General features: G+C 51.6%; 19 protein-coding genes. 1 reads left to right on the top strand and 18 read right to left on the bottom strand.

The genetic code is table 11. From position 1 onward, the window contains the following. Positions 1–81 precede the first annotated feature (81 nt). Both NST99_RS26100 and NST99_RS26105 read right to left on the bottom strand, forming a co-directional pair. Entirely contained in the window at positions 82–228 is a 147-nt protein-coding gene (locus NST99_RS26100; protein ID WP_341095550.1) for a hypothetical protein, read from the bottom strand. 65 nt (positions 229–293) lie between these two features. Further along, positions 294–1,694 carry a class I SAM-dependent rRNA methyltransferase gene (locus tag NST99_RS26105; RefSeq protein WP_341095553.1) on the bottom strand — a complete coding sequence of 467 codons (1,401 nt, stop codon included), beginning with the start codon at positions 1,692–1,694 and terminating at the stop codon, positions 294–296. 98 nt (positions 1,695–1,792) lie between these two features. On the opposite strand from NST99_RS26105, the gene NST99_RS26110 reads away from it, so the two are divergent. Further along, positions 1,793–2,782 (top strand): Na/Pi cotransporter family protein, encoded by a 990-nt coding sequence (locus NST99_RS26110; protein WP_341097760.1) that lies wholly within the window; start codon positions 1,793–1,795, stop codon positions 2,780–2,782. A gap of 181 nt (positions 2,783–2,963) precedes the next feature. Here the strand turns inward: NST99_RS26110 and NST99_RS26115 are convergent, their stop codons facing one another. From NST99_RS26115 to NST99_RS26190, 16 genes are all read right to left on the bottom strand, one after another. Then, a complete protein-coding gene (locus tag NST99_RS26115) occupies positions 2,964–5,201 on the bottom strand; it encodes an Ig-like domain-containing protein (RefSeq protein WP_341095554.1) in 2,238 nt (745 codons plus the stop codon). Between the two features lie 234 nt (positions 5,202–5,435). Beyond that, positions 5,436–6,788, bottom strand: coding sequence for a tRNA (N(6)-L-threonylcarbamoyladenosine(37)-C(2))-methylthiotransferase MtaB (mtaB, locus tag NST99_RS26120; protein WP_341095555.1), 1,353 nt, complete (start codon positions 6,786–6,788; stop codon positions 5,436–5,438). Between the two features lie 3 nt (positions 6,789–6,791). Next, the gene (locus tag NST99_RS26125; RefSeq protein WP_341097761.1) at positions 6,792–7,556 is read right to left on the bottom strand and encodes an RsmE family RNA methyltransferase; all 765 of its coding nucleotides are present in this window, start codon (positions 7,554–7,556) and stop codon (positions 6,792–6,794) included. A 153-nt stretch (positions 7,557–7,709) separates the two neighbouring features. Then, positions 7,710–8,393, bottom strand: a complete 684-nt coding sequence (locus NST99_RS26130) for a site-2 protease family protein (RefSeq protein WP_341095556.1) — start codon at positions 8,391–8,393, stop codon at positions 7,710–7,712. 2 nt (positions 8,394–8,395) lie between these two features. Next, positions 8,396–9,454 (bottom strand): 50S ribosomal protein L11 methyltransferase, encoded by a 1,059-nt coding sequence (gene prmA / locus NST99_RS26135; protein WP_341095558.1) that lies wholly within the window; start codon positions 9,452–9,454, stop codon positions 8,396–8,398. A gap of 146 nt (positions 9,455–9,600) precedes the next feature. After that, complete coding sequence (locus NST99_RS26140; protein ID WP_341095560.1) at positions 9,601–10,179, bottom strand: DNA-3-methyladenine glycosylase I; 579 nt, start codon at positions 10,177–10,179, stop codon at positions 9,601–9,603. Positions 10,180–10,291: 112 nt separating this feature from the next. Beyond that, positions 10,292–11,950 (bottom strand): DUF4179 domain-containing protein, encoded by a 1,659-nt coding sequence (locus tag NST99_RS26145; RefSeq protein WP_341095561.1) that lies wholly within the window; start codon positions 11,948–11,950, stop codon positions 10,292–10,294. Further along, positions 11,910–12,470, bottom strand: a complete 561-nt coding sequence (locus NST99_RS26150; protein ID WP_341095562.1) for an RNA polymerase sigma factor — start codon at positions 12,468–12,470, stop codon at positions 11,910–11,912. Before NST99_RS26150 ends, NST99_RS26145 begins: the two co-directional genes overlap by 41 nt. 170 nt (positions 12,471–12,640) lie before the next feature. Continuing rightward, on the bottom strand, positions 12,641–15,073 hold the full coding sequence (locus NST99_RS26155; protein ID WP_341095564.1) for a bifunctional diguanylate cyclase/phosphodiesterase: 2,433 nt from the start codon (positions 15,071–15,073) through the stop codon (positions 12,641–12,643). Positions 15,074–15,517: 444 nt separating this feature from the next. After that, the gene (locus NST99_RS26160; protein WP_341095566.1) at positions 15,518–16,696 is read right to left on the bottom strand and encodes a sn-glycerol-1-phosphate dehydrogenase; all 1,179 of its coding nucleotides are present in this window, start codon (positions 16,694–16,696) and stop codon (positions 15,518–15,520) included. Between the two features lie 142 nt (positions 16,697–16,838). After that, positions 16,839–18,329, bottom strand: coding sequence for an L-arabinose isomerase (gene araA / locus NST99_RS26165; protein WP_341095568.1), 1,491 nt, complete (start codon positions 18,327–18,329; stop codon positions 16,839–16,841). 80 nt (positions 18,330–18,409) lie between these two features. Further along, positions 18,410–20,083 carry a ribulokinase gene (locus tag NST99_RS26170; protein WP_341095570.1) on the bottom strand — a complete coding sequence of 558 codons (1,674 nt, stop codon included), beginning with the start codon at positions 20,081–20,083 and terminating at the stop codon, positions 18,410–18,412. Between the two features lie 27 nt (positions 20,084–20,110). Next, positions 20,111–20,800, bottom strand: a complete 690-nt coding sequence (araD, locus tag NST99_RS26175) for an L-ribulose-5-phosphate 4-epimerase (protein WP_038595473.1) — start codon at positions 20,798–20,800, stop codon at positions 20,111–20,113. Between the two features lie 212 nt (positions 20,801–21,012). Next, a complete protein-coding gene (locus NST99_RS26180; protein ID WP_341095572.1) occupies positions 21,013–22,026 on the bottom strand; it encodes a FecCD family ABC transporter permease in 1,014 nt (337 codons plus the stop codon). After that, positions 22,023–22,994 (bottom strand): FecCD family ABC transporter permease, encoded by a 972-nt coding sequence (locus NST99_RS26185; RefSeq protein WP_445745046.1) that lies wholly within the window; start codon positions 22,992–22,994, stop codon positions 22,023–22,025. The genes NST99_RS26180 and NST99_RS26185 overlap by 4 nt, the downstream gene beginning before the upstream one ends. A gap of 99 nt (positions 22,995–23,093) precedes the next feature. Then, on the bottom strand, positions 23,094–25,079 hold the full coding sequence (locus tag NST99_RS26190) for an AraC family transcriptional regulator (RefSeq protein WP_341095576.1): 1,986 nt from the start codon (positions 25,077–25,079) through the stop codon (positions 23,094–23,096). Positions 25,080–25,156 lie beyond the last annotated feature (77 nt).

Below are 25,156 nucleotides of genomic sequence, written 5' to 3' on the forward strand. Positions count from 1 at the left end.
AACGGAACATACGTTTGCCATTGTTTTCAAGTTTCAGCGGATGGATATCCGCATGTACAGCACAAAGAGACTGCCGCGTTTTTAAGCTGCTTCAGTCTCTTGATCATTCACGGTAATATTCACAACTAAGCATGGTCCAGCTTCGCTTCCCTCCCCTTTCTTCATCTGCAGCGGTTCCAGCCACCGGGCCGCCTCTTCCTCAGAAGAGAACGCCAGAATGATTATCAATGAAAAATGAAAAAAAGAGCCTCTTTACAGAGACTCCCCCAGAGCTGGCCTATGGGCCGGGTTCGTTATTTCTTGCTGCGCACTTCGAAAATGGCAAATTTCAGATAATGACCTTCGTCGACACCGAGAATTTGCGGATGGTCTTTCCCCGCGGCCCGCCATTCAATCAGTCTCAGGACCTTACCGGCATCCTTCGCCGCTTCGGCAATAGTATCCAGGAACAGTTGCGGCTGCATGTGGTAAGAGCAGCTTGCCGTCACCAAATAACCGCCCTCATTGACCAGCTTCATGCCGTGCAGGTTAATATCCTTGTAACCACGGCAGGCACCGGCAACAGCACTTTTGGTTTTGGCAAACGCCGGCGGATCCAGAATGACGACATCCCATGTGCGTCCGCCGCCAGCGGTCATCGGCTTCGCCGTATCGGCCTTGGCCGCCGGCTTGGCTCCCGTCTTAGCCTCCACTGCACCGGTTGCCCGCTCCGTCCGCTCTTCCAGCCCTTTAACCTGATTGCGCAGAAAAGCAAAAGCATCATCCACCACAAATTCCACACGGTCTGTGAATCCGTTCAGTTCCACATTGGCCTTGGCGCTTTCGATCGCGTGGGCGGATACGTCGAGGCAGGTAACCTTTTTGGCTCCGTATTTGCAGGCATGCAGTGTGAAGCTGCCCGTATGCGCGAAGCATTCCAGCACTGTCGCACCGTCCCAATACGGGAAGGTGACCGGCTTGCCGCTTTTGTTCACCGGCAGGGTCTGAACGAGACCTTCATCCGTCTCGAGCTCCTGCAGCGTAATTCCGCTGCGGCCGCCCCAGCCTTTGATCAGCGGAGCGATGGAGGCTCTATTCTCGCGCTGGTCGAAAAAGTAGCCCGTCTTCTGGCCTTCCTCGATATCCACGATTACCTTCAGACCGTTCTCGCTTACAGTAATGTGGCGCGGACATTCCCCGTAGAGCACTCCGGTTCTTTGCTCCAAACCCTCCAGCTCCCGGACAGTAACATCACTGCGCTCATAAATCCCGCGTGGATTCATCACTTGAACCAGTGCCTCGACAATCTCTGCGCGGCGCAGATCCATGCCCAGCGTCAAGAGCTGAACGACAAGAATCTCGCCGAAACGGTCAATAATCAGGCCGGGCAGAAAATCAGCTTCGCCGTACACAAACCGGTACGCGTCTGCTCCCGGCAGAAAACGTTCCCGATGCTGCAGGCAGCTTGAGAACCGCTCCGCGAAAAAGGCCGTATCCATGATGGCCAGCGGACTCTGAGAGAGAATTCTCACCCGGATTTGCGAAGCCGGATTATAATAACCTGCACCCAAAAAACGCCCCTGGTGATTAAGCACATCCACCAATCCGCCTGCCTGCGGTTCTCCGTCCACCGAGGCCACCTCGCTGGCGTAGACCCACGGATGACCCTGCTCCAGTCTTTTCTTGCGGTTTCGTTCCAGAATAACCGATGCCAATGACTTCAACTCCCTGTTCTAGTTAATGATTTCATACATGTCCACTGCAATGCTTTCATATATTGGTGTACAACCCCCGTTCAAAGGAGCCTATCCTTATGATCCGCGACCTGCTGTTCCCTATTATATATGGTCTAGTTATCTTTCTTGCCGGCATGAAGGTTATGGAAGCCGCGCTGTCGCGGCTTGCTGGACCCCTGCTATCCCGAGGCCTGCATAAGGCCACATCTACGCCAGTAAAAGGCCTCATAGCCAGCAGTCTGCTGTCGGCACTGCTGCAGAGCAGTACTGCCGTCACGGTACTGACCATCGGCATGGTCAATGCCGGCCTGCTTACCTATGCCCGGACCCTGGGCATCATTCTCGGCAGCAACATCGGCACCTGCTTAACCACCGAGCTGATTGGACTGCAGATCAGCACGATGGCCACGCCGCTGCTGGCTGCCTCGCTCTGCGTCTGGGCCGCGGCAGTCATGATCGGCGAGCTGCCGCCCTACTCCTGGCAGGCGGCAGAAGCCTGCCGTAAAATCTCCGGGCCGCTCCAGTTCATCAGCCTGGCGGTGGCCGGCTTCGCGCTTGTCCTATGGGGCATCGCCGTCATGCAGTCGATCAGCCCCGCGCTGCAAGCCAGCGGACTGTTCCGCTGGTTCCTTGGCCATGCTGCCACAAGCGCTCTCTGGGGGCTTGCCGCCGGAGCCTGTCTGACCGCAATGCTGCACAGCAGCGCGGCGGTGATCGGGATGGCGATGGGCTTGGCTTCCACCGGCGTGATGCCGCCGGAGCTGGGCATCGCCATCGTGCTTGGCGCAAATGTCGGAACCTGTGTCACCGCCGTAATTGCCGCAATCGGCGGCTCGCCTTCCGGGGTGTTCGTCGCCTGGTCGCATGTGGCGCTTAACGTCGGCGGCGCACTGCTGTTCCTGCCCTTTATAGGGCCGCTGCAGAGCCTCGCCGCCTGGATCGGCGGCGGTCCCGCCGCACAGCTCGCCCACGCCCAGACAATCTTCAATGTGGTCTGCTCGCTTGGGGCATTGCCGTTATGCTACCTGCCGCTATGGTCCAGGCTGGAGCAGCGGCTCCAATCATAAAGCACCTCATTGGATTAGCTTCAGCTAAGGCTTCAGGACGTATTCAATCGCTGTATTATTATACTTCAATCAGCCCTGCAGTACTAATGCAATCTCCATTCAGCCTATACAAAAAGATCTGCAGGACCGCCATAACAGCGGTTCTGCAGATCTTGTTCATTTCATCTGGGTTGCAGGCAAACTATTTCACCTTAACGGATACCGTTATGGTTTTATTGTTCAGCTTGCCCTTTATTGATGCTGTTCCTTTGCTTAATGCTGTAATGACGCCGTTAGCATTCACTTTCGCCACGGCTGGCTTGGAGCTTGTCCATACCACGTTTCCAGTAACATTTGCCGTTTTGCCGGTATCGTACTGTGCCGTCACCACTACGCTCTGAGTTGCTCCTGCAGCCAGAGCAAGTCTGTTCTCACTTACAGACAACTTCGTAAGTTTGGGAATAACGGTGATTTTGACAGTGGCGGCAATTCCTTGATAGGAGCCTGTCAGCGTTGTTGATCCTTCAGTAACAGCCTTGACGGATGCCCCTTTCACTGTAGCTACCGCCGGATTGGAGGACTCCCAATCCATTCCGCTGGAGAAATTCGCCGTTTTCCCGTTGGAGTAATATCCGGTTACTTTAATTGTTTTGGAGCCTTTGATGTTCATATCAAGTGTGCTTGGCTCCACAACCAGCTTCACAACCTTTTGCTCAATCGTTACCGGAATGCTGATACTCTTGTTGGCATAAGTTCCTTTGAGAGTGGCATTGCCCTTGGCCAATCCTTTAGCAGTCTTGCCGTTTGCCGTCTGCTTAATGATGGCGTTGGTTCCGCTAACTTCCCATTCAATCGTCTTGGATACATCGAGCTCGTCGCCATTTTCCAGCACGGCCTGAATCTCAGGCAACGGCTTCTCTTCGCCGATGACAAGACCCAATGCACCTTCAGGTCCGATTAGAACAAGCACTTTATTCTGAACTATTACTTTTTGTACAACAGTTTTGCCCCGCACAGCAGCAGATGAAGTTATGTTACCTTCTTTGATCTTACCAGTGATGGTTACAGTGCCCGCCTTGCCGGCTACAAGCTTGCCATCCTTAATTAAGGCGATCTCTTCATCGGCCGAGGTCCACTCGATCTCATCACTGAAATCCATCTTTGTGCCGTCAAGCTTCGTTCCGTTTACCTTTGGCAGGCTTACGGAATCCGCTGTGTAGATCTCCTGCTCGGCCTTATCAATGCTGAGTTCGGTGAGTGTCGGATATACAGTCAGTTTAAACGATTTGCTGACTCCTAGGTTTTCCGCTTTGATAACCGTACTTCCAACCGCTTTGGCCGAAACGATCGCAGCCGCATTCTCCGTGGTCGATGTGTCTTTAGTTACCGTTGCGGTCAGCTGATTGTCAGAGGTCCATACTGCGTTTGCAGATTCATTCCTAGTCGAATTCACAGCATTTCTCATTTCAGCTTTAACCTTCAAGCTCTCTCCCATGAACAGGGACTGATCACCTGAGGGGTCCAGCAGCAGCGCCTCGTAAGGTGAGCGTACATACACATCTAACGATTTGGAAACACCGAGGTAACTTGCTGTAATAACAGCCTTACCAGTGGCCAGCACTGTGATTTCCCCGGCTTTTACCGTTGCAACACTCTCATTGGAGCTTGTCCATGTTGCCAGATCGGCAACATTTTTTTCGGGGCTGGTTTCAGTCGCCTTAGTTGCCGCTGTTAATTTTACCGCAGCGTCTCCGACCAGCATTTCAAGTTCCTGGACAGCTACGTCCTTCTCTTTCAGCACAATTGCCGAATATGGCAGCTGTACTACTGCCTTGAAGGTGGCGGTCAATCCTTTATATTTAGCTGTAATTGTTGCCTTTCCTTCGCCAACCAGCGTGATCTTTCCGCCAGTAATAGTGATTACACTTGTATTCGAACTGCTCCATTCGGCATCAGTTGTCACATCTTTAACAGATGTTGCCGACTCTCCGCCAACGGCTTTTGCTTTAACGAGCAGCGTTTCCTCGCTGTCGCCCAATTTATAGTTTCCATCAGAGCTGCGCTCCAATGTTAATTCCTTAAAGGGATGGGTAACAGATACCTCAAGGGTAGCTATCGCATTATTATATGTAGCCGTGATCATTGCCGAACCGGTGTTGACCGGCGTCAACAGACCGTTGATTACTTTAACTACATCGGTCTTGGAGGAGCTCCATACGGTTGCACCGGTAACATCCCTCTTGGATGAAGAACCTTCTACGCTTGCATATACTTTGAGCTGCTTGGGCGTCTGCCCGACGGTCAGTTCCACTTTTGCCGAACTTTCGAAATCAATCGAATTGATATCGCCTGTAGCTGCAAAGACGTTTACCGGAAAAGCCACGGCAGCGAGCAATATCATAACTAGTAGCATCTTTGTCATTTTCCTGTACACAGTCATCTGTTCTCTCCTTAGGCATTAAGTTTATATTTCCACACTCTTCCACTATATCGACAATTACACCCTCACTGTTTACCCTATTTCCTATTTATTTTCAGTTTCTGCTGAATTCAGGACTTTTCGACTATAGAATCTCAAGGGCCGGGCTGATATAAAAGACCATGCATAAAACAAGAAGAAACGGCAAGCTTCCTTTAAATAAAGGCAGCCACCGTTTCTTCTCTGTTCCCTTAACTATTCAACTACAAGAACGGACTCACGACGTTCACTTTGGCTTACTCGGACCAGTTCACCTCTGCACTCGTTGACACCAGCTTCCGTAATCTTCACCTCGCACAGCTGACCCTGCAGCGAATCATCGCCGCTGAAGAAAACCTGCAGGTAATTGTCGCTGAAGCCGTGCTGTGTGCTGCGGCCCGGCGCCCCTTTGGCCGACCGTTCAGGAATAACAGACAATGTCTTGCCGACGAACCTGCGCGCATAGGCAAGCTGCATCTCCTCGGATAGGTCGATCAGTTCCTGTACGCGGACGTTCTTAATTTCCTCGTCAACCTGGTTGAGCATTCGTGCCGCCGGGGTGCCTGTGCGCTTCGAATACGGGAAAACATGCATCTCGGAGTAATTCACGGCCTTCATAAAATCATAGCCGGCGCGGAACATCTCCTCGGTCTCGCCGGGGAATCCGACAATAACGTCGGTGGTGATTCCGACATCCGGCATCGCCTGGCGGATCAGCTCCATCTTGGCATAATACTCTTCGGTGGTATATTTGCGGCGCATCGCTTTGAGCACCTCGTTATGTCCGGCCTGCAGCGGAATATGCAGATGACGGCACATCTTGGAGCTGCGGTTCAGCACCTCAAGCAATTTATCGTCAATCTGGCTGGCTTCAATCGAACTGATGCGTACCCGCTCCAGCCCGTCCACCTTATCCAGCTCCCACAGCAAATCGGCGAGACGGTAATTCTCCAGATCGTCGCCATAACCTCCGGTATGAATTCCGGTCAGAACAAACTCCTTGTAACCGGCCTCCACCAGCTGATGTGCCTGGGCGACAATCGATTTTGGATCACGGCTGCGCGACAGTCCGCGCGACCACGGAATGATACAGAAGGTACAGAAGTTGTTGCAGCCATCCTGGATTTTCATAAACGCCCGCGTCCGGTCAGCAAAACCCGGCACATCCAGCTCTTCGAATTCACGCGTCTTCATAATGTTGCGGACGGCATTCACCGGCTGGCGGGACCCCTGGATATTTTTGACGTGAGTCATAATCTGTTCACGGTCCTGGTTCCCGATCACGAGATCGACCCCGGGAATATCAAGGATCTCGCCGGGTGAGGTCTGCGCATAGCAGCCCGTTACGGCGACGATAGCCTCCGGGTTGCGGCGCACGGCGCGGCGGATCATTTGGCGGCTTTTCTTGTCGCCGGTATTGGTTACCGTACAGGTGTTGATTAGATATACGTCGGCGGGCCCTTCGAAATCAACCTGCTCGTAACCTTCATTTTTGAATAGCTGCCAGATGGCTTCAGTGTCATAGAAATTCACTTTACAACCTAAAGTATAAAATGCTACGGATGGCATTGTTCAAGCTCCCCCCATTTCTCCGGATTCATACAGGATGCAGGCTGCAGCGACCATGCCGGCCGTCTCGCAGCGCAGAATACGCCGCCCCAGGCCTACCGGTACCGCTCCCGCCTCTTCGGCCGCGAGGCATTCCTCCGGGCTGAATCCGCCTTCAGGACCGACAACGACCATCACCCGGCCCGGAGATTCCGGCGCCAGCGCAGACAACCAAGGTGCGGCGGCACTCCGCAGCTGCATCCCTTCTTCCTTCTCATAACAAAAGTAAACGGCATCATAGTCGCGGAAGCTTTGCAGCAGCAGCTTCCAGCTCAAAGGCGCATGAACGGCCGGCACTATATTACGGTGTGCCTGCTCCGCTGCCTCCTTGCAAATCTTGCGCCAGCGTTCCAGCCTCTTATTCTCCTTGCGCTCGTCATACTGCACTATCGTGCGCTCTGAGAGGAACGGGGCAAAGGCCACCGCACCGATTTCAGTGCACTTCTGAATGACGGTTTCCAGCTTGTCTCCCTTCGGCAGACTCTGGGCCACCGTAATCTTGATCCGCGGCTCATGCGTCATCTCCAGAGATTCCAGTATGTCCACTGTAATCTGGCCGATCTCGATTGAAGAGATCTCCGCCAGCGCCTCGCGGGAAACGCCGTCGCTGACAATTAGCTTGTCTCCGGCTTTGCCGCGCATCACTTTAGCAATATGGCGGGCATCCTCGCCGTCAATGGTAACCTGTTCCGGGCCGAACTGCTCCGGTGCTACGAAATAACGCTGCATCTTCATCCTCATCCTGTCCATTATTCAGCGTAAAAGCAGCGGTGATCCTGCTGTTCAGGTCTCCATCCGCTGCTCTACGCACTTGTAAACCGTCTAAAAATTCACATTACATCATACAACGTTTGCCTGCCTGTGAACAGCCCCTGTTCAGCTTTACCCTCCAAACAGATTGAAGAACAACCGGAAAAAGTCGTTCCCGATTTGCAGTGCCCAGCTGTTCAGCGGTTCGATCGTATAGGCACGCAGGCCGGGGATAAAGATGATAAGCAAAAAGATAAAGACCGTCCACTGCTCATACTGCTGTAATTTTGCACGAACCGGACGCGGTGCCACATCCTCTACGATCCGGTAGCCGTCCAGCGGAGGCAGCGGAATTAAGTTAAACAGGAATAGGAAGAAATTAAATTGTATGAACATGCCAAAGAACCAGTACACTGCCCGCAGCAGCTGTTCATTCGTAATGGACTCAATGGCGCCGCTGGCATGCAGGGCAGCATATACTAGAGTACCGAGAATACCGAGCAGCAGGTTGCTGATCGGACCGGCCGCAGACACGATAACCCCCATCAGCCGGGGGCGTCTGAAGTTGTCGCGGTTCACCGGAACCGGACGTGCCCAGCCGAAGCCGGCAATGAGCAGCAGGATTATACCGAATAAATCGAAATGCACTGCGGGATTCAGCGTCATGCGCCCCAGCAGCCTTGCAGTTGGGTCACCAAATTTATTGGCAAAATAGGCATGGGCGAATTCATGTACAGTAAATGCGATCACCAGTGTAATCAGGAAAAACGGAAGCTGCTGCAGGGGTACTACTAAAATTCTATCCAAAAAATCCATTTCTACCTCTTTCCGGCTGTAAAGGCCACCCAATCTTCTTCACGGGATACTTCCTTAATCTCAAACCCGGATGACTCCAGCGCCTGCGCCACGAGCCCTTCCTTATCTTTATAAATGCCGGAGGTGATATAGACGCCCCCCGGCTGCAGGGCACGGTAGACATCATCGGTGAACAACACGATGATCTCTGCCAAAATATTGGCGACCACAACCTTCACCGGCAATGTGACACCAAGACTGTCTTCAGCTTTTGGCTTCGCTGGAACAGCCTGCTGCGCGTCTGAATGGCCGGATCTTGCCGATGGCCACATCTCTCCCGCCGCCGTATCTGCTGCACCTTCACCGCCGAGCAGTGACAGCAGGTCGCTTTCTTTTACCGTAATGGAATCCTGCAGCCGGTTCAGCGCCACATTCTCACGGGCACTTTCTACAGCCACCGGATCCAGATCCAGCGCCAGCACAGACTTGGCACCCAGCAGCACCGCGCCTACAGCAAGAATGCCGGAGCCCGTTCCAACGTCAATCACTTCCTCATCGCCGCTGATATGTTTCTCCAGTGCCCGCAGGCACAGTGCTGTCGTCGGATGCGTTCCGGTTCCAAATGCCATGCCGGGATCAAGCTCAATAATTTTTTCTTCCGGGCCGGCAGGGGTATATTCCTCCCAGGTGGGCTTAATCGTCAGCCGGTCTGATACGCGAAGCGGCTTGAAATACTGCTTCCAGGCATGCGCCCAATCATTTTCATCCACAGTTTTCCACGAAATCAGTGCTTTACCGGGATCGATCCCGAACTCTCTCAGCTCTTCGATCCGTGGAGCCAGCTCTTCGATAATGGCATCCATCGGGACGGTTTCGGCATAATATCCTTTAATCACCGCTTCCCCTTCAGGGATATCATTCAGCGGCTCGTCGTATAATTCACCATAACGTGTATCCCGTACCTTATTCAGGGTTCCGGATTCCTCGATAGAAACACCGCCTGCCCCGGCCTCATACAGCAGATTGGAAATCATCTCCTGCGCCTCTTCTGTTGTATGTACTGTCAGTTCATGCCATAACATCTTTGTGGATCCTCCTAAAAGTTTTGTGAGCGCAGCTTACGTGGTTATTCTTCGAGCAAAACCGGCTTCGGAAGCATACACTATTAGTTTTGTGAGTGCTGCTTAACAGTATACCATTTCTTCCCCGGGTAGCGCCAAACTGCGGATCAGCCTCCGGAAAGCCGACTATTGCTGCAGCAAAAGCATTCCTGTGTATGGTCGTCCACCATTCCTGAAGCTTGCATAAACGCGTAGCAAATGGTTGAGCCGACAAACTTTATCCCTTTTTTACGCAGCGCTTTGCTCATTTGGTCTGACTGGGAGGTTGTAATCGGTACTTCCGCTCTGCTCTTCCAGTTATTGATCACCGGCACACCCCCGGTAAAGCTCCAGAGATAGTCTGCAAAGCCGCCCTCCTCCTGGACGATCTGCAAATACACGGCCGCATTCCGGATGATCGCGTTAACCTTGAGGCGGTTGCGGATAATGCCCGGATCGCCCAGCAGTGCAGTTATTTTGGCTTCATCATATTCCGCGATTTTCACCGGATCAAATCCGTCGAATACTTTGCGGAAATGCTCCCGCTTCTTCAAGACGGTGTACCAGCTTAGCCCGGCCTGCATCCCCTCCAGCATCAACAGCTCGAACAGCTGCCGGTCATCATACAGCGGCTTGCCCCATTCTTCATCATGATAAGCAATATATAGTGGATCTTCATTCACCCAGTCACAGCGGGTTATCTCCAAGCTTCATCCTCTCCTTTGACAAGCATCTTATAGAATATAATATCTTATTTTTATTGTATCAGCACAAAAAGCCCCCCGCCGTTAGGCCGGGGAGCCTTTCGTGACCGGAGGATTAAGGCCGCAGCAGTACCCGCGTCTCCTTATCCGGTTCATCAGTCATGTAATAGAACGTATAAATAGAAGCTTCTGTTCCTTTGTAATCCTTATATATATCAATAGCTTTATTATTTCCGTCTCCCGCAAAATTGATAGTTTCCGGTTTGCCCAGAATACGCTCGTTACCCAAGCCGATATGAGTCTGGTTGACTCCGCCGAAATGTGGGTCATCACTTTCCGTCTCCACATAAAGGTCATTTCCCTGCATATAGTAGGTCCACTTCACCTCGTAACCACCAGTGTCCCGAATCACTGTTTGTTTTTCTGCAGAAATATTTTTCAGAAGCAGCGGGGTCTTATCATCCTCATGAGTGGTAACTTTATATTTCCCCACAAAGGTAATATCAGTTTGCTCGTCTATAACAAGACCGGATGGGCGCTCAAATCTAAGTGTGGTCAGGAAAGGATCATCATTCGGAGACCGGAACAGGTTCCCCTCTAATGTAGTGCCGCCTACTTCAAGATTATATTTATAATAAGGCAGCTGCTCATACTTCTCCTTCGCCCTTAGAGTTACACGAATCTGCGTAGGTGTAACAACCATCTGTTCAAAGGTGTGCATGGTATCTCCCGCTTCCAGCGGTGCATTCAGCGCCGTCTTGATCGTCCCGCTCTCCATCAGCTTTTTGCTTAGCTTCAGATCAAAGGACCACGGTCCGGCGATAGTTTGTTCCACCTTAGTATATTGAAGTTTAAAGATAGTGTCTCCGCCGGAAATTTCGGAAGGCTTAAAATACTGTTTCATCGTATATTCTCCGTTTTCCCCCGGTGTACCCAGCGCTCCCCCAGGAATTGGCTCTACCCGGGTGTCTCCTTTGTAAGCCACAATCATCGGAAAGGTCCATTCCTTGGCCTCCGGATTATCGTAGTCTACTGCTGACGACAGCAGCAGCTTATCCTCATTCTGCTCAAAAGACTTGACCTCAACGCTCTTCATTCCCTCTATGCCTAGCGGAAAGTTCTGCCGCTCCGTAGAACTGCTGTTCAGCGGCAGCTCCTGCTCCGCCTGGCTTAAAGCCCGCACAGCCGATGCAGTCAGGGTAACCTCGGCTTCATCCTTCCCGGGTGTCCAGTCACTTTCAAAGTACCCGTTGTACAGCTGTTTCTCTTCATCCCACTGCTGATAGCTGTACTCTCCCCCACTGCTGTTACCCTGCTCATCCTTAAGAGACATCCCTTTGACACCCCAAATCTCTGTATCCGCCCCTTTACCGACATCCATGCTGTACAGGATCACTGTCCGGTTATCATCTACGAGAGCTGTGTGCAGTGTCAGCGTTACTCCGTCTCTGGTTATAGATTGCTCCAACGACTGCCCGAGATTCTGGTCCAGCGCAGCCTGAACACCGTCCCTGTAACGGAGCAGATTACCCCAGTCATACTGTATTGCGGCATATACTGGAGCGGCCGCCAGCAGCGCACTGAGCGAGGCGGCAATTGTAATTCTGCGCCAGTTTCTACCGCGTTGCCCGCCCCGGAGGTCCGCTGTGCTCATCCTTACCGGAGAGGTATCTCCAGCCTGCTCCAGCCTGCTCCACATATCACCAAAATCAGGATAAGGTACAGCTTGTTCATCATTTAGTTGATGCTTCAATGTATTTTCCAGTTTGTTCATAATATTCTTTCCTCCGCTCTTCGTCTTCAAAGCCAGCTTCCTGCAGAATGTCCTTCATCAGCTTCAAGCCTTTATGCAGTCTTGATTTGGCCGTACCGACCGGAATGGACAGTGCTTCCGAAACCTCAGCCAGGCTGAAATCATGCATATATCTCAGTGTCAGCACAGCTCTGATCTTCGCAGGCAGCCCTGACATATAGCCGCCCCATTCCCGCGCCGTTTCTTTCTGCTCAATCGTCCGTTCCACCGTTGTTTCTGTCTGGTTTTTCCATAAATCCAGATTTTCGGTCACCTTCTTCTGCAGGCTGCGCGAACGCTTCAGATGATTCAGGCAGTTATTGACCGCAATTTTCATAATCCATGCCCGGGGATATTTAACATCCTCCCATTTGCTGCGGAATACGGTGATGAACACCTCCTGGCACAGGTCCTCGGCATCGGCGGCATCATGCACCATGTAATAGCAGGTACGGTACACATCCTTATTGTAGGTTTCAAATAACTCCCGATTGCTCTGCACATGTCTCCCTCCTTTCTTGTGTGATCTGTCTATTTAACAATCCGGCTCATCAAAAGGTTCATTTTCTGAGCATAAACAATAAAAGCTGCTGGCGCATCCTTTTATTGGAGAAATTGATCACAATAAAAAAGCATGAATCCCGGAAGGTCCATGCTTGCTTAAAACTATATTTACAGGCTTTGCGTCCCCAGCAGAAATTTCGCCTCCAGCTCCTCCGGCGGCAGCGGGCGGCTGTAATAATAGCCCTGCACCTTTCTGCAGCCGCTCTCCACTACAATATCCAGCTGCTCTTTGGTTTCTATACCTTCGGCAATGACCTGCATATTCAGATGCCTTGCCATAGTAATGATAGTGGACACTATGGCCCGGTCATCGCTGCTTGCGACAATATCCTTGATGAAGGAACGGTCAATCTTCACTTTATGAATGGGATATAATTTCAAATAACTGAAGGAGCTGTAGCCTGTTCCAAAGTCGTCAAGGCTGATACGAATTCCGTTCCGGGTCAGATTGTTCAGAATTCCGGCAGATGCAGAAGCATTCATCATCATACTTTCCGTAATCTCCAGTTCAAGATACTGCGGAGCAAGCCCGCTCTCCTCCAGAATCCCCATGATCTCCCCATGCAAATTGTACTGGTGGAACTGCCGGGACGATAAATTCACCGCCACAGGAATTAGCGGACCGCCTGCATCCTGCCATAGCCGCATCTGGCGGCAGGCTTCGCGCAGCACCCAGTTTCCGAGCTCAACAATCTGGCCCGTCTCCTCCGCATGCGAAATGAACAGGCCAGGCGGCAGGAGCCCTTTGTCCGGATGCTGCCACCTGATCAGCGCCTCTACTCCGATAATTTCATTGTTATCCGTCCGGATTTGCGGCTGGTAGTACAGAATAAACTCGCCGCGCTCCAGCGCTTTCCGCAAATCGCCTTCCATTTCAATCCGCTGGAGCAGCTGCTCATCCAAATCGTCTGAGAAAAACTGGTAATCATTTTTACCGTTTTTCTTAACCTCGTACATGGCAGTGTCCGCATTCTTGAGAAGCTGTACCTCATTTTGACCATGGCAGGGAAAGAAGGCGATTCCGATGCTTACCGTAACGTAAAAATCCTGCTCCTTCAGACGATACGGCTGCTCAATCGCTGCCACCATCTGCTCCGCAATGGCTGTTACATTCATGTTCTTCCGGGAGAACCGGCACAACATCGCAAACTCATCTCCCCCAATCCGGGCCAGCGTCACATTCTCGTTCACCACACTATGCCGGATACGGCTGCTCATTTCCTGGAGGAACAGATCACCGTACATATGCCCCAGTGAGTCGTTGATGATTTTAAACCGGTCAAGATCCATAACCATAACAGCAAACGGCTCCATCGTTTCACTATGCGCTTCAATGGTTTGCGACAGCAGCTCATTGAACATTCTTCTGTTCGGCAGACCGGTCAGCTCATCGTGGAAAGCAAGATAATGATTTTTCTCCTTAGCCCGCTTTTCTTCCGTCACATCTCTGGCAATTACATAGGTTCCGACCACCTGTCCGTCGACCATAACCGGAGCGTTAACCACACTGATCTCGACCCGGTGCCCGTCCTGATGGATGATCGCTGTTTCATAGCTCAGTTCCTCTCCGGCAAAAGATCTTGAGAACAGCTTCTGCATCCGCTCCTGCTCCTCCACAGCTACAATCGAGAGAATGAACATCATGTTCTGATCCTTGAAGACCTTTGAGCTGATTCCCGTGATTCTTGATGCTGCAGGATTAAATCCGATAATGCGCATGTCTAGGTCAATCGAGATAATGCCGTCCTGGTTATTTTCATAGAGCGACCTGTACCATTTCTCATTAACCAGTATCTCTGTGTCCTTGTTCAAGAACCGGCGGGAAATGAACATTCCGGCACCAGATAACCACAGCGTGAACAAAGTCCCGCCTGCAATGACATAGGCAAGCCATTTCTGATCCAGGACAACGCCGGTAATCCGTGCAGCATGATGCCATGGTTCAAAGTGTACTGCCAGCATACCGGTGTAATGCATGCCTACAATTGCAGTTCCCATGATCAGGCCGCTGCCCAGCTTCCTCCAATATTTGTCTTCTTCGCCATGACCGATAATACAGGAAAATAACCCGAACGCTGCATAGGATGCAACAAAAGCTATCACGATGGACAGGATTACATATCCGGGAGTATAGGTCACATTAATTTGCATCGCCGACATGCCGATATAATGAATCGCTGAAATTCCAATCGCAGAAAATACGCCAGCTCCAAGAAATTGAAGAATACCCGTCTTGCAGCGTCTAATCGCAACAAGGGCGATAAAAGAGGCAACGACAGAAACCCCTACTGACAACAATACAGTGTTCAGATTATAAGCAACCGGAAACGGCAATGATATGGCCAGCATTCCGATAAAATGCGTTGACCAGATCCCCATGCCCATAATTACTGCACCGCACACCAGCCATAGCCAACGTTTCTTCCCTTTGGATCTGCCTACTGCCCCTGCCAGACTTAAGACCGTATATGAAGCTGCTACCGCAATTACATATGAAAATAATACAAGTACCCTATCATGAGTACCATAGATATGCTCCACTTAAGTACCCCCTCTCTGTCTTTTCTAAGAACTCCCCTGATCTTCTCCCGATAGTAAATATTTTAAATTTGCACTATTTCACTATTATTATCGACATAAATAGATCTAAATCGACAGATCAGAGAGTGGTTTTTATGAAAAAAATTAACACTATGACTGAACCTTCTCAAGCTCCTTGTTAGACGCCGTGTAGAAAGGTGCAATCCTATGAATGGAATCCTAAGAAATGAAAGTTTCAACTCCCGGAATCCGTTCCCGCCTCCATTTATTGTGCATATACAAAAAAAAGGGCCCCGCCAGCAGCTGGCGGGGTCAAGGTATGTAATAAGGGGGGTATGTGTCTAATATACAGTCCCAAGCTTAAAACAGTATTAAGTCCTCCTAAAGTTTTACTTAAATCTTCAGAAGCTTAGGTCCTGCTCCGGATTCTTCAGCAGCACCTGTCTATTCCGCAGCAGCTCCCGCAATCTTGCCTTCATTGCGCGCCCGCAACAGGGTATGACGGTTCATCCGGATGAAATGCGCTTCCTGCAGACTGCGGCGCAGCAGATCAGCATCCACACCAAGCTCTTCCAAGGTGGAGGGTCCATGTACAGTACGCAGCAGACCTCGCAACATTTCCGGTGAAGGAAGTCCGCTAATTTCCTTAAGCACCTTCGCCCACTGCTCCTTGTCCGCCAAACCCTGCGTATCCGCCAGCTCATGGTACAGCGCGGAAATTTCCGCACAGGCCACACCGACCTTGGCGCCATGCAGCAGTTGTCTGCGTCCGGTGCGGATGTACTCCATCTCCCAATAATGGGACAGATGATGTTCTGCACCGGATGCCGAATGGGATTGCCCAAACAGCAGGATCGCCAGACCGGATTCAATCAGCGCTTCGGTCAGTACACGGATTCCCAGTTCGGTATGATTTCCTATCTCCTCTGCATGATTTACACAGGCCAACAGCGCCTTTTCGGTAATGGCGGCAACTGCCGGAGCATACGGCTCGTCAGCCGTCAGGCGGCCGAATTTCCAGTCGAACAACGAGGTGTATTTGCCCAGCATATCGCCAAAGCCTGCCGCCACCATGGGAGCCGGCGCCTTGCGCAGCAGCTCTGTATCAGCGAAGATAGCGGCTGGACCGGCCGCAGGGATCGTTATCTTATTGCCGCGGATAATCAGCGGCGAGCCGTTCGAGGTGAAGCCGTCTACCGAAGGAGCCGTTGGGACCGACACAAAGGGAATGGCAGCTGTATAAGCCGCATAACGCGCCACATCATGCAGTGTGCCCGAACCTGCCACGATGACGGAATCTGCTTTAACTTTTTGAATATCCAACAGCACCTGCACTACAGAGGCTTCATCTGCAATAACATCGCCCTGCGCATTGGGCAGCACCAAGGTGGTGTGGACCGAAATCCCGGCTTCCCTGCATGCCAGTTCCAGACTTGCTCCCGCTACTTCCAGTGTATGTTTATCTGCCACAAGCACCGGCCTTTCCCAGCCCTGTGCGGCCACATAAGGAATGACCTGCTGCAGGGCACCCGGTTCTACATGAATGACCTGCGGAAGAGCAAAAGCTGCCCCTCCTTCTATTTCAGCCGCGGCTGCCTTTATATTATCCAGTATGCTGCTCATATCGAATTCCTCCTAAAAGTTATGTTAGCAAAGGCTTCCTTATACATTTTATCAGAAGTCCAATATACAGGAAGAAACGGACGTACCGCACTCTGAGCGAGCGCGGTACCCGTTTCTTGTCATCACACGAATATAGAGAGAACTAGAGCAGCTTCCAGGCGATATCGTTCAGGCGCAGTTCATTGCGGAAGGATCGTGTATTGGTATCTTTGTCGATGACTACACATTCGATGCCGACCATTTCGGCGAAATCAATCAACTGCTCTGTAGTCACCACATACGAGAATCCGGTATGATGTGCGCCGCCGGCCAGAATCCAGGCTTCCACGCCTGCCTTCAGGCTTGGCTGCACTTTCCACAATACGCGGGCAACCGGCAGGTTCGGCATAGCTTCGGTAGGCTCAACGCCATCCACTTCGTTCACAAGCAGGCGGAAACGGTTACCCATGTCGATGATCGAAGCATTCAGTGCTGCACCAGAACGTCCGTTGAATACCATACGGGCAGGGTCTTCTTTGCCGCCGATACCGAGCGGATGCACTTCAAGCTTCGGCTTGTCGACAGCAATGGTCGGGCAGACCTCCAGCATGTGCGATCCAAGCACCAGCTCATTGGCCGGATCAAGGTGATACGTGTAATCTTCCATGAAGGAGGTGCCTTTGTTGCCGGCGATAATCTTCATCAGGCGGACAAGCGCCGCTGTCTTCCAGTCGCCTTCTCCGGCAAAGCCGTAGCCCTGCTCCATCAGGCGCTGTACAGCAAGACCCGGAAGCTGCTTCAGTCCGTGCAGATCTTCAAAAGTAGTAATGAAAGCTGTATATCCGCCTTCTTCCAGGAAAGCTTTCATCCCCAGCTCAATACGGGCCTGGTAACGAATGGATTCACGCACAGGTCCATCCTGATCTCCGCCTTGGGCAAAGTCATACGCCTTCGCGTATTCTGCCATCAAATCGTCGATCTGCACTTCGGTAACGGCATCCACACGTTCCACGAGGTCGCCTACACCATAGCCGTCAACGGTCCAGCCCAGCTTGATTTGTGCTTCTACCTTATCACCTTCGGTTACAGCCACCGAGCGCATGTTGTCGCCGAATCTGGCAACCTTCAGCGTTTGGCTCTCATTGAAGGCAGCAGCGGTGTTCATCCAGCCGCCGATGCGGCCTCTAACTTCACTGTCTTCCCAGTAGCCGACAACCACTTTACGGGCAATGCCCATACGCGCGCCAATGAAGCCGTATTCGCGGTCGCCGTGTGCCGACTGGTTCGTGTTCATGAAATCCATGTCGATGGAATCCCATGGAATATCGCGGTTAAATTGGGTTGCCAGGTGCAGCAACGGCTTGCGGAGCTGCGACAAACCGGCGATCCACATTTTGGCCGGGGAGAAGGTGTGCATCCAGGTGATGATCCCTCCGCAGTTCTCATCACTGTTCGCAGCAATTGCCAGCTTGCGGATTTCGTCCGCTGTAGTCAGAACCGGTTTGAATACTATTTCAAAGGGAACCGCGTCGTCCGAGTTAAGGCCTGCGGTAATTTGGCGGGAGTGCTCCGCTACTTCCTCGATCGTTTCAGGCCCATATAAATGCTGACTTCCGGTTACGAACCAGAATTGATAAGGTTTAATGGATAACATGTAATTACCTCCTAAAAGTGTTGTGAACGTAATTTTACTGAATGATTTCGTACTACACTGACTTCGAATGTATCAAAGTACTATTCCGTAACATCCTCTTTAATCGCCTTAAGGTGCTTCATGACATTGTTCTCGCCGCGGCCGAAATAGTCATGCAGTCTGGAATATTCCTGATACAGCTTTTCGTAGACTGCTACGTTTTCCGGAATTGGAGCATAGGATTCTTCGCGGATACGGGCCATTTTTTCTGCCGCTTCTACGATCGAATCGTAGCCGCCTTTTTGAGCTCCGGCTGCAACTGCTCCGAACATTGCCGCGCCGAGCGCAGGCGTCTGCTTGCTTGCTGCCACTTTAATTTCACGGTTGGTAACGTCAGCGTAGATCTGCATCAGCAGGCGGTTCTTTTGCGGAAGTCCGCCACAGGCATAAAGTACATCAACGGCTACACCATTCCCGTGGAATGCATCCACAATCTTGCGTGTGCCGAAAGCTGTAGCTTCAAGCAGCGTGCGGTAAATTTCTTCCGGTTTGGTCAGCAGCGTGCAGCCGAGCAGCAGTCCGGTCAGGTTCGTATCCACGAGCACGGAGCGGTTGCCGTTCCACCAGTCCAGTGCGAGAAGTCCGGTTTGGCCCGGCTTGTAGGCCGCAGCCCGTGCTTCCAGCCAAGTATGGATGTTTACGCCTTCTTCCGCCGCAGCTTCTTTCGCATAGGCAGGGACCGCTTCTTCCACATACCATTCAAAAATATCGCCAACAGCGGATTGTCCAGCCTCATACCCGTAATATCCCGGAATGATTCCGTCTTCCACCACACCGCACATGCCTTCAACTTCTCGTTCGGTATCACCCAGCACCATATGGCAGATTGAGGTACCCATGGACATTACCAGTTTGCCCGGGGTAACTACACCTACAGCGGGTACAGCGGCATGCGCATCGACGTTGCCGACGGCCACGGCCGTACCTGCCACAAGGCCGATTTGCTGAGCCATTTGAGCAGTCAGTTCCCCGGCTTTCGTGCCCAGGGGAGCGATATCCCCGCGCAGCTTCGTCTCGGTCAGGTTCTCGAGGCGCGGATCAAGCGCTTTGAAGAACTCCTTATCCGGATATCCGTCCGCTTTATGCCAGATGGCCTTATAACCGGCGGTGCAGCTGTTGCGTACAATGTTGCCGGTCATTTGCGAGATTACCCAGTCGGTAGCTTCCAGGAACTGATCAGCCGCATCATAGATTTCAGGTGCTTCGTCCAGGATTTGCCAAACCTTGGCCATCATCCATTCGGAGGAGATTTTGCCGCCGTAGCGCGGCAGCCATTTCTCACCGCGTTCAGCGGCGATGCGGTTGATTTCATTCGCTTCATGCTGTGCGGCATGATGCTTCCACAGCTTCGTCCAGCTATGCGGGTTCTCCTGATATTCAGGAAGCAGGCAGAGCGGCTGTCCTTGTTCATTAACTGGAAGCATCGTACAAGCGGTAAAATCTATGCCTAGACCCACGACATCCGCAGGATCAATGCCGGACTCACGGATTACCTCTGGCACCGAACGCTTCAATACTTCAATGTAGTCTGCCGGATGCTGCAGCGCCCAGTCATATTCCAGTTTTTTGCCGGTTCCCGGCAGAATCTCGTCAATCACGTGATGCGGATAAGGCGTTACATGATCCGCGACTTCCGTTCCGTCGGCCAGATCTACCAGCACAGCGCGTCCGGATTGGGTTCCGTAGTCGACGCCGATTGCATATTTTTTACTCATGTACGAATTCTCCTTTATATATAGTAATTAGCTTTGGCCGTAATAGGCATTTGCTCCATGCTTGCGCAGGAAGTGACGGTCGAGCAGCGTCTGGCTCATCGGCTGCACATTCGGGTTCAGCTGGAAGGTCTGTGTTGCCATCTTCGCAACTTCCTCAAGCACAACGGCGTTATGAACCGCATTATGCGGATCCTTCCCCCAGTTGAAGGGAGCATGGCAATGTACAAGCACACCCGGAATCATGTCCGGATTCAGATCCTTGAATGTCTCCACGATCACATTGCCGGTCTCCAGCTCATACGCACCTTTGATTTCCTCGTCTGTCATCGGGCGGGTGCAGGGAACTTCACCGTAGTAATAGTCGGCATGGGTGGTTCCGAGAGCCGGAATGCCTCTGCCGGCCTGTGCCCAGCCTGTTGCCCATGGCGAATGGGTATGGACAATGCCGCCGATGTTCGGAAATGCCTTGTATAGCACCAAATGAGTAGCTGTATCAGAAGAAGGGCGGTAGCTGCCTTCAACAATATTGCCTTCCAGATCAAGCACAACCATGTCGTCCCGGCGCAGCTTATCATACTCCACACCGCTCGGCTTAATAACCACCAGTCCCTTGTCCCGGTCAATGCCGCTGACATTCCCCCATGTAAACGTTACCAAGTTGTAACGGGGCAGGTCAAGATTGGCTTCCAGTACCTCTTGTTTCAATTGCTCCAACATTCGTAATCCTCCCTATGGTCTTAGGTATGATCGTTCTTTTGCTTTGCCACCTCATTATACACTTGTACGTACAATTAATCTATAGTTTTTTAATAAAACGGTAAATAGGTACATACAAATAAAAAAACAGGCTTCATCATCCTAGTATCGGATGATAAGAGCCTGTTTAGCCGCAATGAACGGATCCAAGCAACGGTTTTCTTCCCCATTGTTTATTCTGACCTGGACAGCAAATACAAAAAATAAGGTGTACTCAGCATAGTGATGATGATCCCCGTCGGTATATCCGTTCCGAAACTGACCGTCCGGGTAATGGTATCCGCAATGAGCACCACCAGCATCCCGGTCAGCGCCGAGGCCGGGAGAAGAAGCTTGTGGTTCGGGCCAACCAGCTTGCGCGCCAGATGGGGGCTAATCAGACCGACAAAGAAAAAATTGCCGCCCAGGGCCACACTTCCGGAGGAGAGCGCCACTGAAGCCAGAGTAAGTCCCAAAAATTCCGGTTTTACCGCAAGCCCTAAGCCCGTCGCTGTCTCATTGCCAAGATTGAGTGTATTCAGAACCCGCGACTTGTAAACCGTATAGCCCACCAGCAGCAATGTCCATGGGGCCAACACCGAAATATATTTCCAGTCATCACCCCAGAGGCTGCCCGCCATCCAGCGCTGGGCAAATTCGAACTGCGTATGATCCAGCCGGAGTGTAATCATCAGCGACAGCGCTCCATAGCCGCTTGACATGGCTACCCCCGTAAGGATTAATCCAGTAGGTGATATCTCCCTGCCCCGGCGGAAGGACAGCAAGAAGATCAGTACTGCTGCAGTCATGCCTCCGATAAAAGCCAGCACCGGCAGCGCAATCGCCGAGGAAACACCTTTAACGGAGAAAATCGCGATATAGATGAGCACAAACAACCCGGACCCGGAGCTGATACCCAGCGTTCCCGGACTAGCCATGTCGTTCCTCAGCAAACTTTGCATGATAGACCCAGCAACGCCCATTCCGATGCCAACCAGTATACAAAGCACGATCCGCGGCAGCCTGAATTCGAAGACAATCAGGTTCTGCTTGTCTGTTCCTTTCAGCAGCAGTACACGCAGCACCTCCATGGGAGACAGGTTCATTTGGCCCGAATTCATTCCTATCACCACAATCAGAATGACCAGTACTACTAGTAGAAGGCACAAACCAATTCCCCGGGAAACGGTATAAGCTCGCTGCTTCATCCTAATTCCCCCTTTTGCCGGCGTGACAGATAGAGGAAAACGGGAACGCCGATGATTGCAAAAATAATCCCTACAGGTGTTTCATTTGGGCGGTTAATGAGCCGGCCGAACAAATCAGCCCCCACCATGAAGGTCGCTCCATAAAGCCCGGACAGCGGAATAATGTAACGGTAATCTACACCCGCCATATAGCGGACTACATGCGGGATAATCAGGCCCACGAAGCTGATGGGGCCGACGATCAATACCGACAATCCGGTCAGCACCAGCACAATAAGTGTGGAAATCCCCTGGATCCGCCCGGTTGGCAGCCCCAGCCCTGACGCAACATCATCTCCCAGACTTAGCAGCGTAACCGAAGGGGCCAAAGCAATAGCAGCCAGCACGCCGACGGCAAACAGCGGCGAGATAATGCTTAGCTCTTTCCAGGTGGCACTGGCTGTGCCTCCGGCAGTCCAATATGCGAGGGCCTGTCCGATGTTGTATTTAATGGCGACAAAGCTGCTGAACGCGGCAAACAGTATGGATACCGACATTCCCGCCAGTACAAGCCGCTGCGGGGTCATCCCCCTTTTGCTTAAAGAAGCGACTCCATAGGTCAGCCCGGTTGCTGCACCTGCCCCAAGACAGGCATACAGCATAGTCTGTGCATAAGTACGGTCCGGCAAAAAAGCCATGCAAAGCGCCATTGCCAGTCCCGCTCCAGAGCTGATGCCCATCAGTCCCGAATCGGCCAGCGGATTTCTGGTAGTACCCTGCATAATCGCTCCTGTCATCGCCAGGCTGCAGCCGACGATAACATCCGCAACCGTACGTGGAAACCGGAGGTTGTGAATGATCTGGTGCTCCGTTTTAGCGGGATCAAATTTAAAAATCGCCGCCCAAGCTGTATGCAGCTGCATATCAGCAGATCCGAAGGAAATGGAAGCAGCCACAACCAGCACGAGCGCCAGGAATCCTGCGGCCATCAGCAGTGAAAAGGGCACTCCCCTTTTTTTTCCATATGTACCTGTATCCACATCTTTCATCATACCCTTCGTCCTTCATCAGTAATTTAGGCTAAGCTGTTATGACTGCGGTGAATCCAGCAGTGCATTTACAATAAAGTTAACCTGCGCCTTAGCGGAATAAATGTCGGTATAATAGCTTAAGCCGAATTCCATCTCGATCAGATGATGGTTCTGGATAGCCGGCAGAGAGCTCCATACCTGATTTTGGCTCAAATCATCCATGCCATCATAGGTATTGCGAATGATATAATCCCCTGCATATTCGGGAAGCACCTCGAGGGATACCGATTCTGAATAAGTGTTCTTATCGATAATTCCCGTTTGCACACCTTTTGGCGCTTTCAGTGTGAGCACATCGTAGACAATTCTGCCCGCTCCGAACAGCTTGCCCATGACTGTCATGGAATCATTACCGCCTTCAAATACAGAAATCGTTTTATCAACAAAGCCGGCATCCAGCAGCTTCTGGACAGATTCTTTTACATTCTGATCATAATCCGCAAGCACCTGCTCGGCTTCCTTCTCTTTATTGAGTGCTTGTCCGATCAGCCTTACTCTTTCTTCCTGGGTAATCTCCCCGTAAGGCACATAGATAGCCGGAGCGATTTTGGACATCTCCTTGGCCTGCTCCTCACCAGCCGTGATAATCAGATCAGGGTCCAGCTTCATGACGGCTTCCATATCCCACTCTGCCCAGTGCCCCAGATCGGTGCTTTCCTTTACCTCTTCCTTAAAAGCCGCACCCTCATACGCCTCAGAAATTCCAACAGGCTGCACACCCAGAGCAATCACATCACCCATCAAGTATTGGACCAGTACACGCTGCGGATTGGCAGGCACTTCTACATCACCAAGTACAGTGCTTATTGTCCGTGTTCCGGTGTCCGCCACAGCCTCAGGTGCAGAAGTAGCGGATCCGCCGCTTCCCGCCCCCTCCAGCGCGTTCCCTCCAGTTGTTGCATTACCCGTGGCTGCCGAACCGCCTGAGCAGGCGCTAAGCAGCAAGGTCATACACAGCATTGCTGTGGCAGCCATTGTTTTTTTCTTTTGTCTCATCTGAAAATGATCCCCTTCCACCTGTTGATTATGATAATCATTATCAATATAAGACCAAAACTCATCCTTTTGAATGGCATATCCTTGCTCCGGGGATGGCATATCTTCATTTACGGCTGTCTGAAGCCCTTCAGATCTATACTTGGAGGGCGAGATACCCATATGCTTTTTGAAGCTGCGGCTGAGCGTATAACCATCCGGATAACCCACACTTTCGGCAATCCCCTGCAGATTCGCTTCTGTTTTGAGCAGCAGCTGCGACGCTTTCTCTACCCTCACACGTGTTAAGAAACGCATAGGACTTTCACCCACCTTGTTTTTAAACAGCTTCGATAAATGTCCCTGACTGCATCCGAGAGCCAGAGCGGTGCTTTTCAGTGTTACCGAGTGTCTATAATGTTCAAGAATATAACGCTTGGCCTGCTCAGCCAGATCCGTTTTGGCCAAAGTGTGCTTCGTGAGTTGAAGGTGCTTCAGCAGCTCATAAACGAACCTGTAGAGCAGCGACTTTACGTACAAGCGCCCCAGACTGTCATTGGACTGCCATGCGGCCTCCATCTCCCTAGCCGTGTTGAACAGCATCAGCTTGCGGGTGTTCTGCACGCCATACTCCCGCTGAAAGGGATTGCTGTGCACCATAATTTCCTGGATATCTTTCCTCCCGGGTACGGGAATCGCGGCTTTGTATAGGATCAGATAATATTCAAACCTTGCCCCTCTTTCTGCCACGATGTCTAGACGCATACCCTTGCCTGCATGAAGAACATAAGAACTGCTGACCGCGAGGAACGTTCCTTCAACACATATTCTCGCTTCTCCTTCAATGACATAGATAAAAGCACTGGCAGGCAGGCGGTAAGAATACAGTTCTTCCTCTTCCCCTATTCTCACCCGGCGAACATCCATCACTTTGACGGACGCATGGTTCCACACCAGCAGATGTTCATTCCATTCCATTGATTCCGGCACTTCCTTTGATATGGTCATTTTAAACCATTATAGTGATAACCATTCTCAACAACAACCCGCACACATACATTCCTTAAATTCCAGATAACTAAAAC

The sequence above is a fragment of the Paenibacillus sp. FSL L8-0470 genome (assembly GCF_038008625.1).
Taxonomy (GTDB): domain Bacteria; phylum Bacillota; class Bacilli; order Paenibacillales; family Paenibacillaceae; genus Paenibacillus_AQ.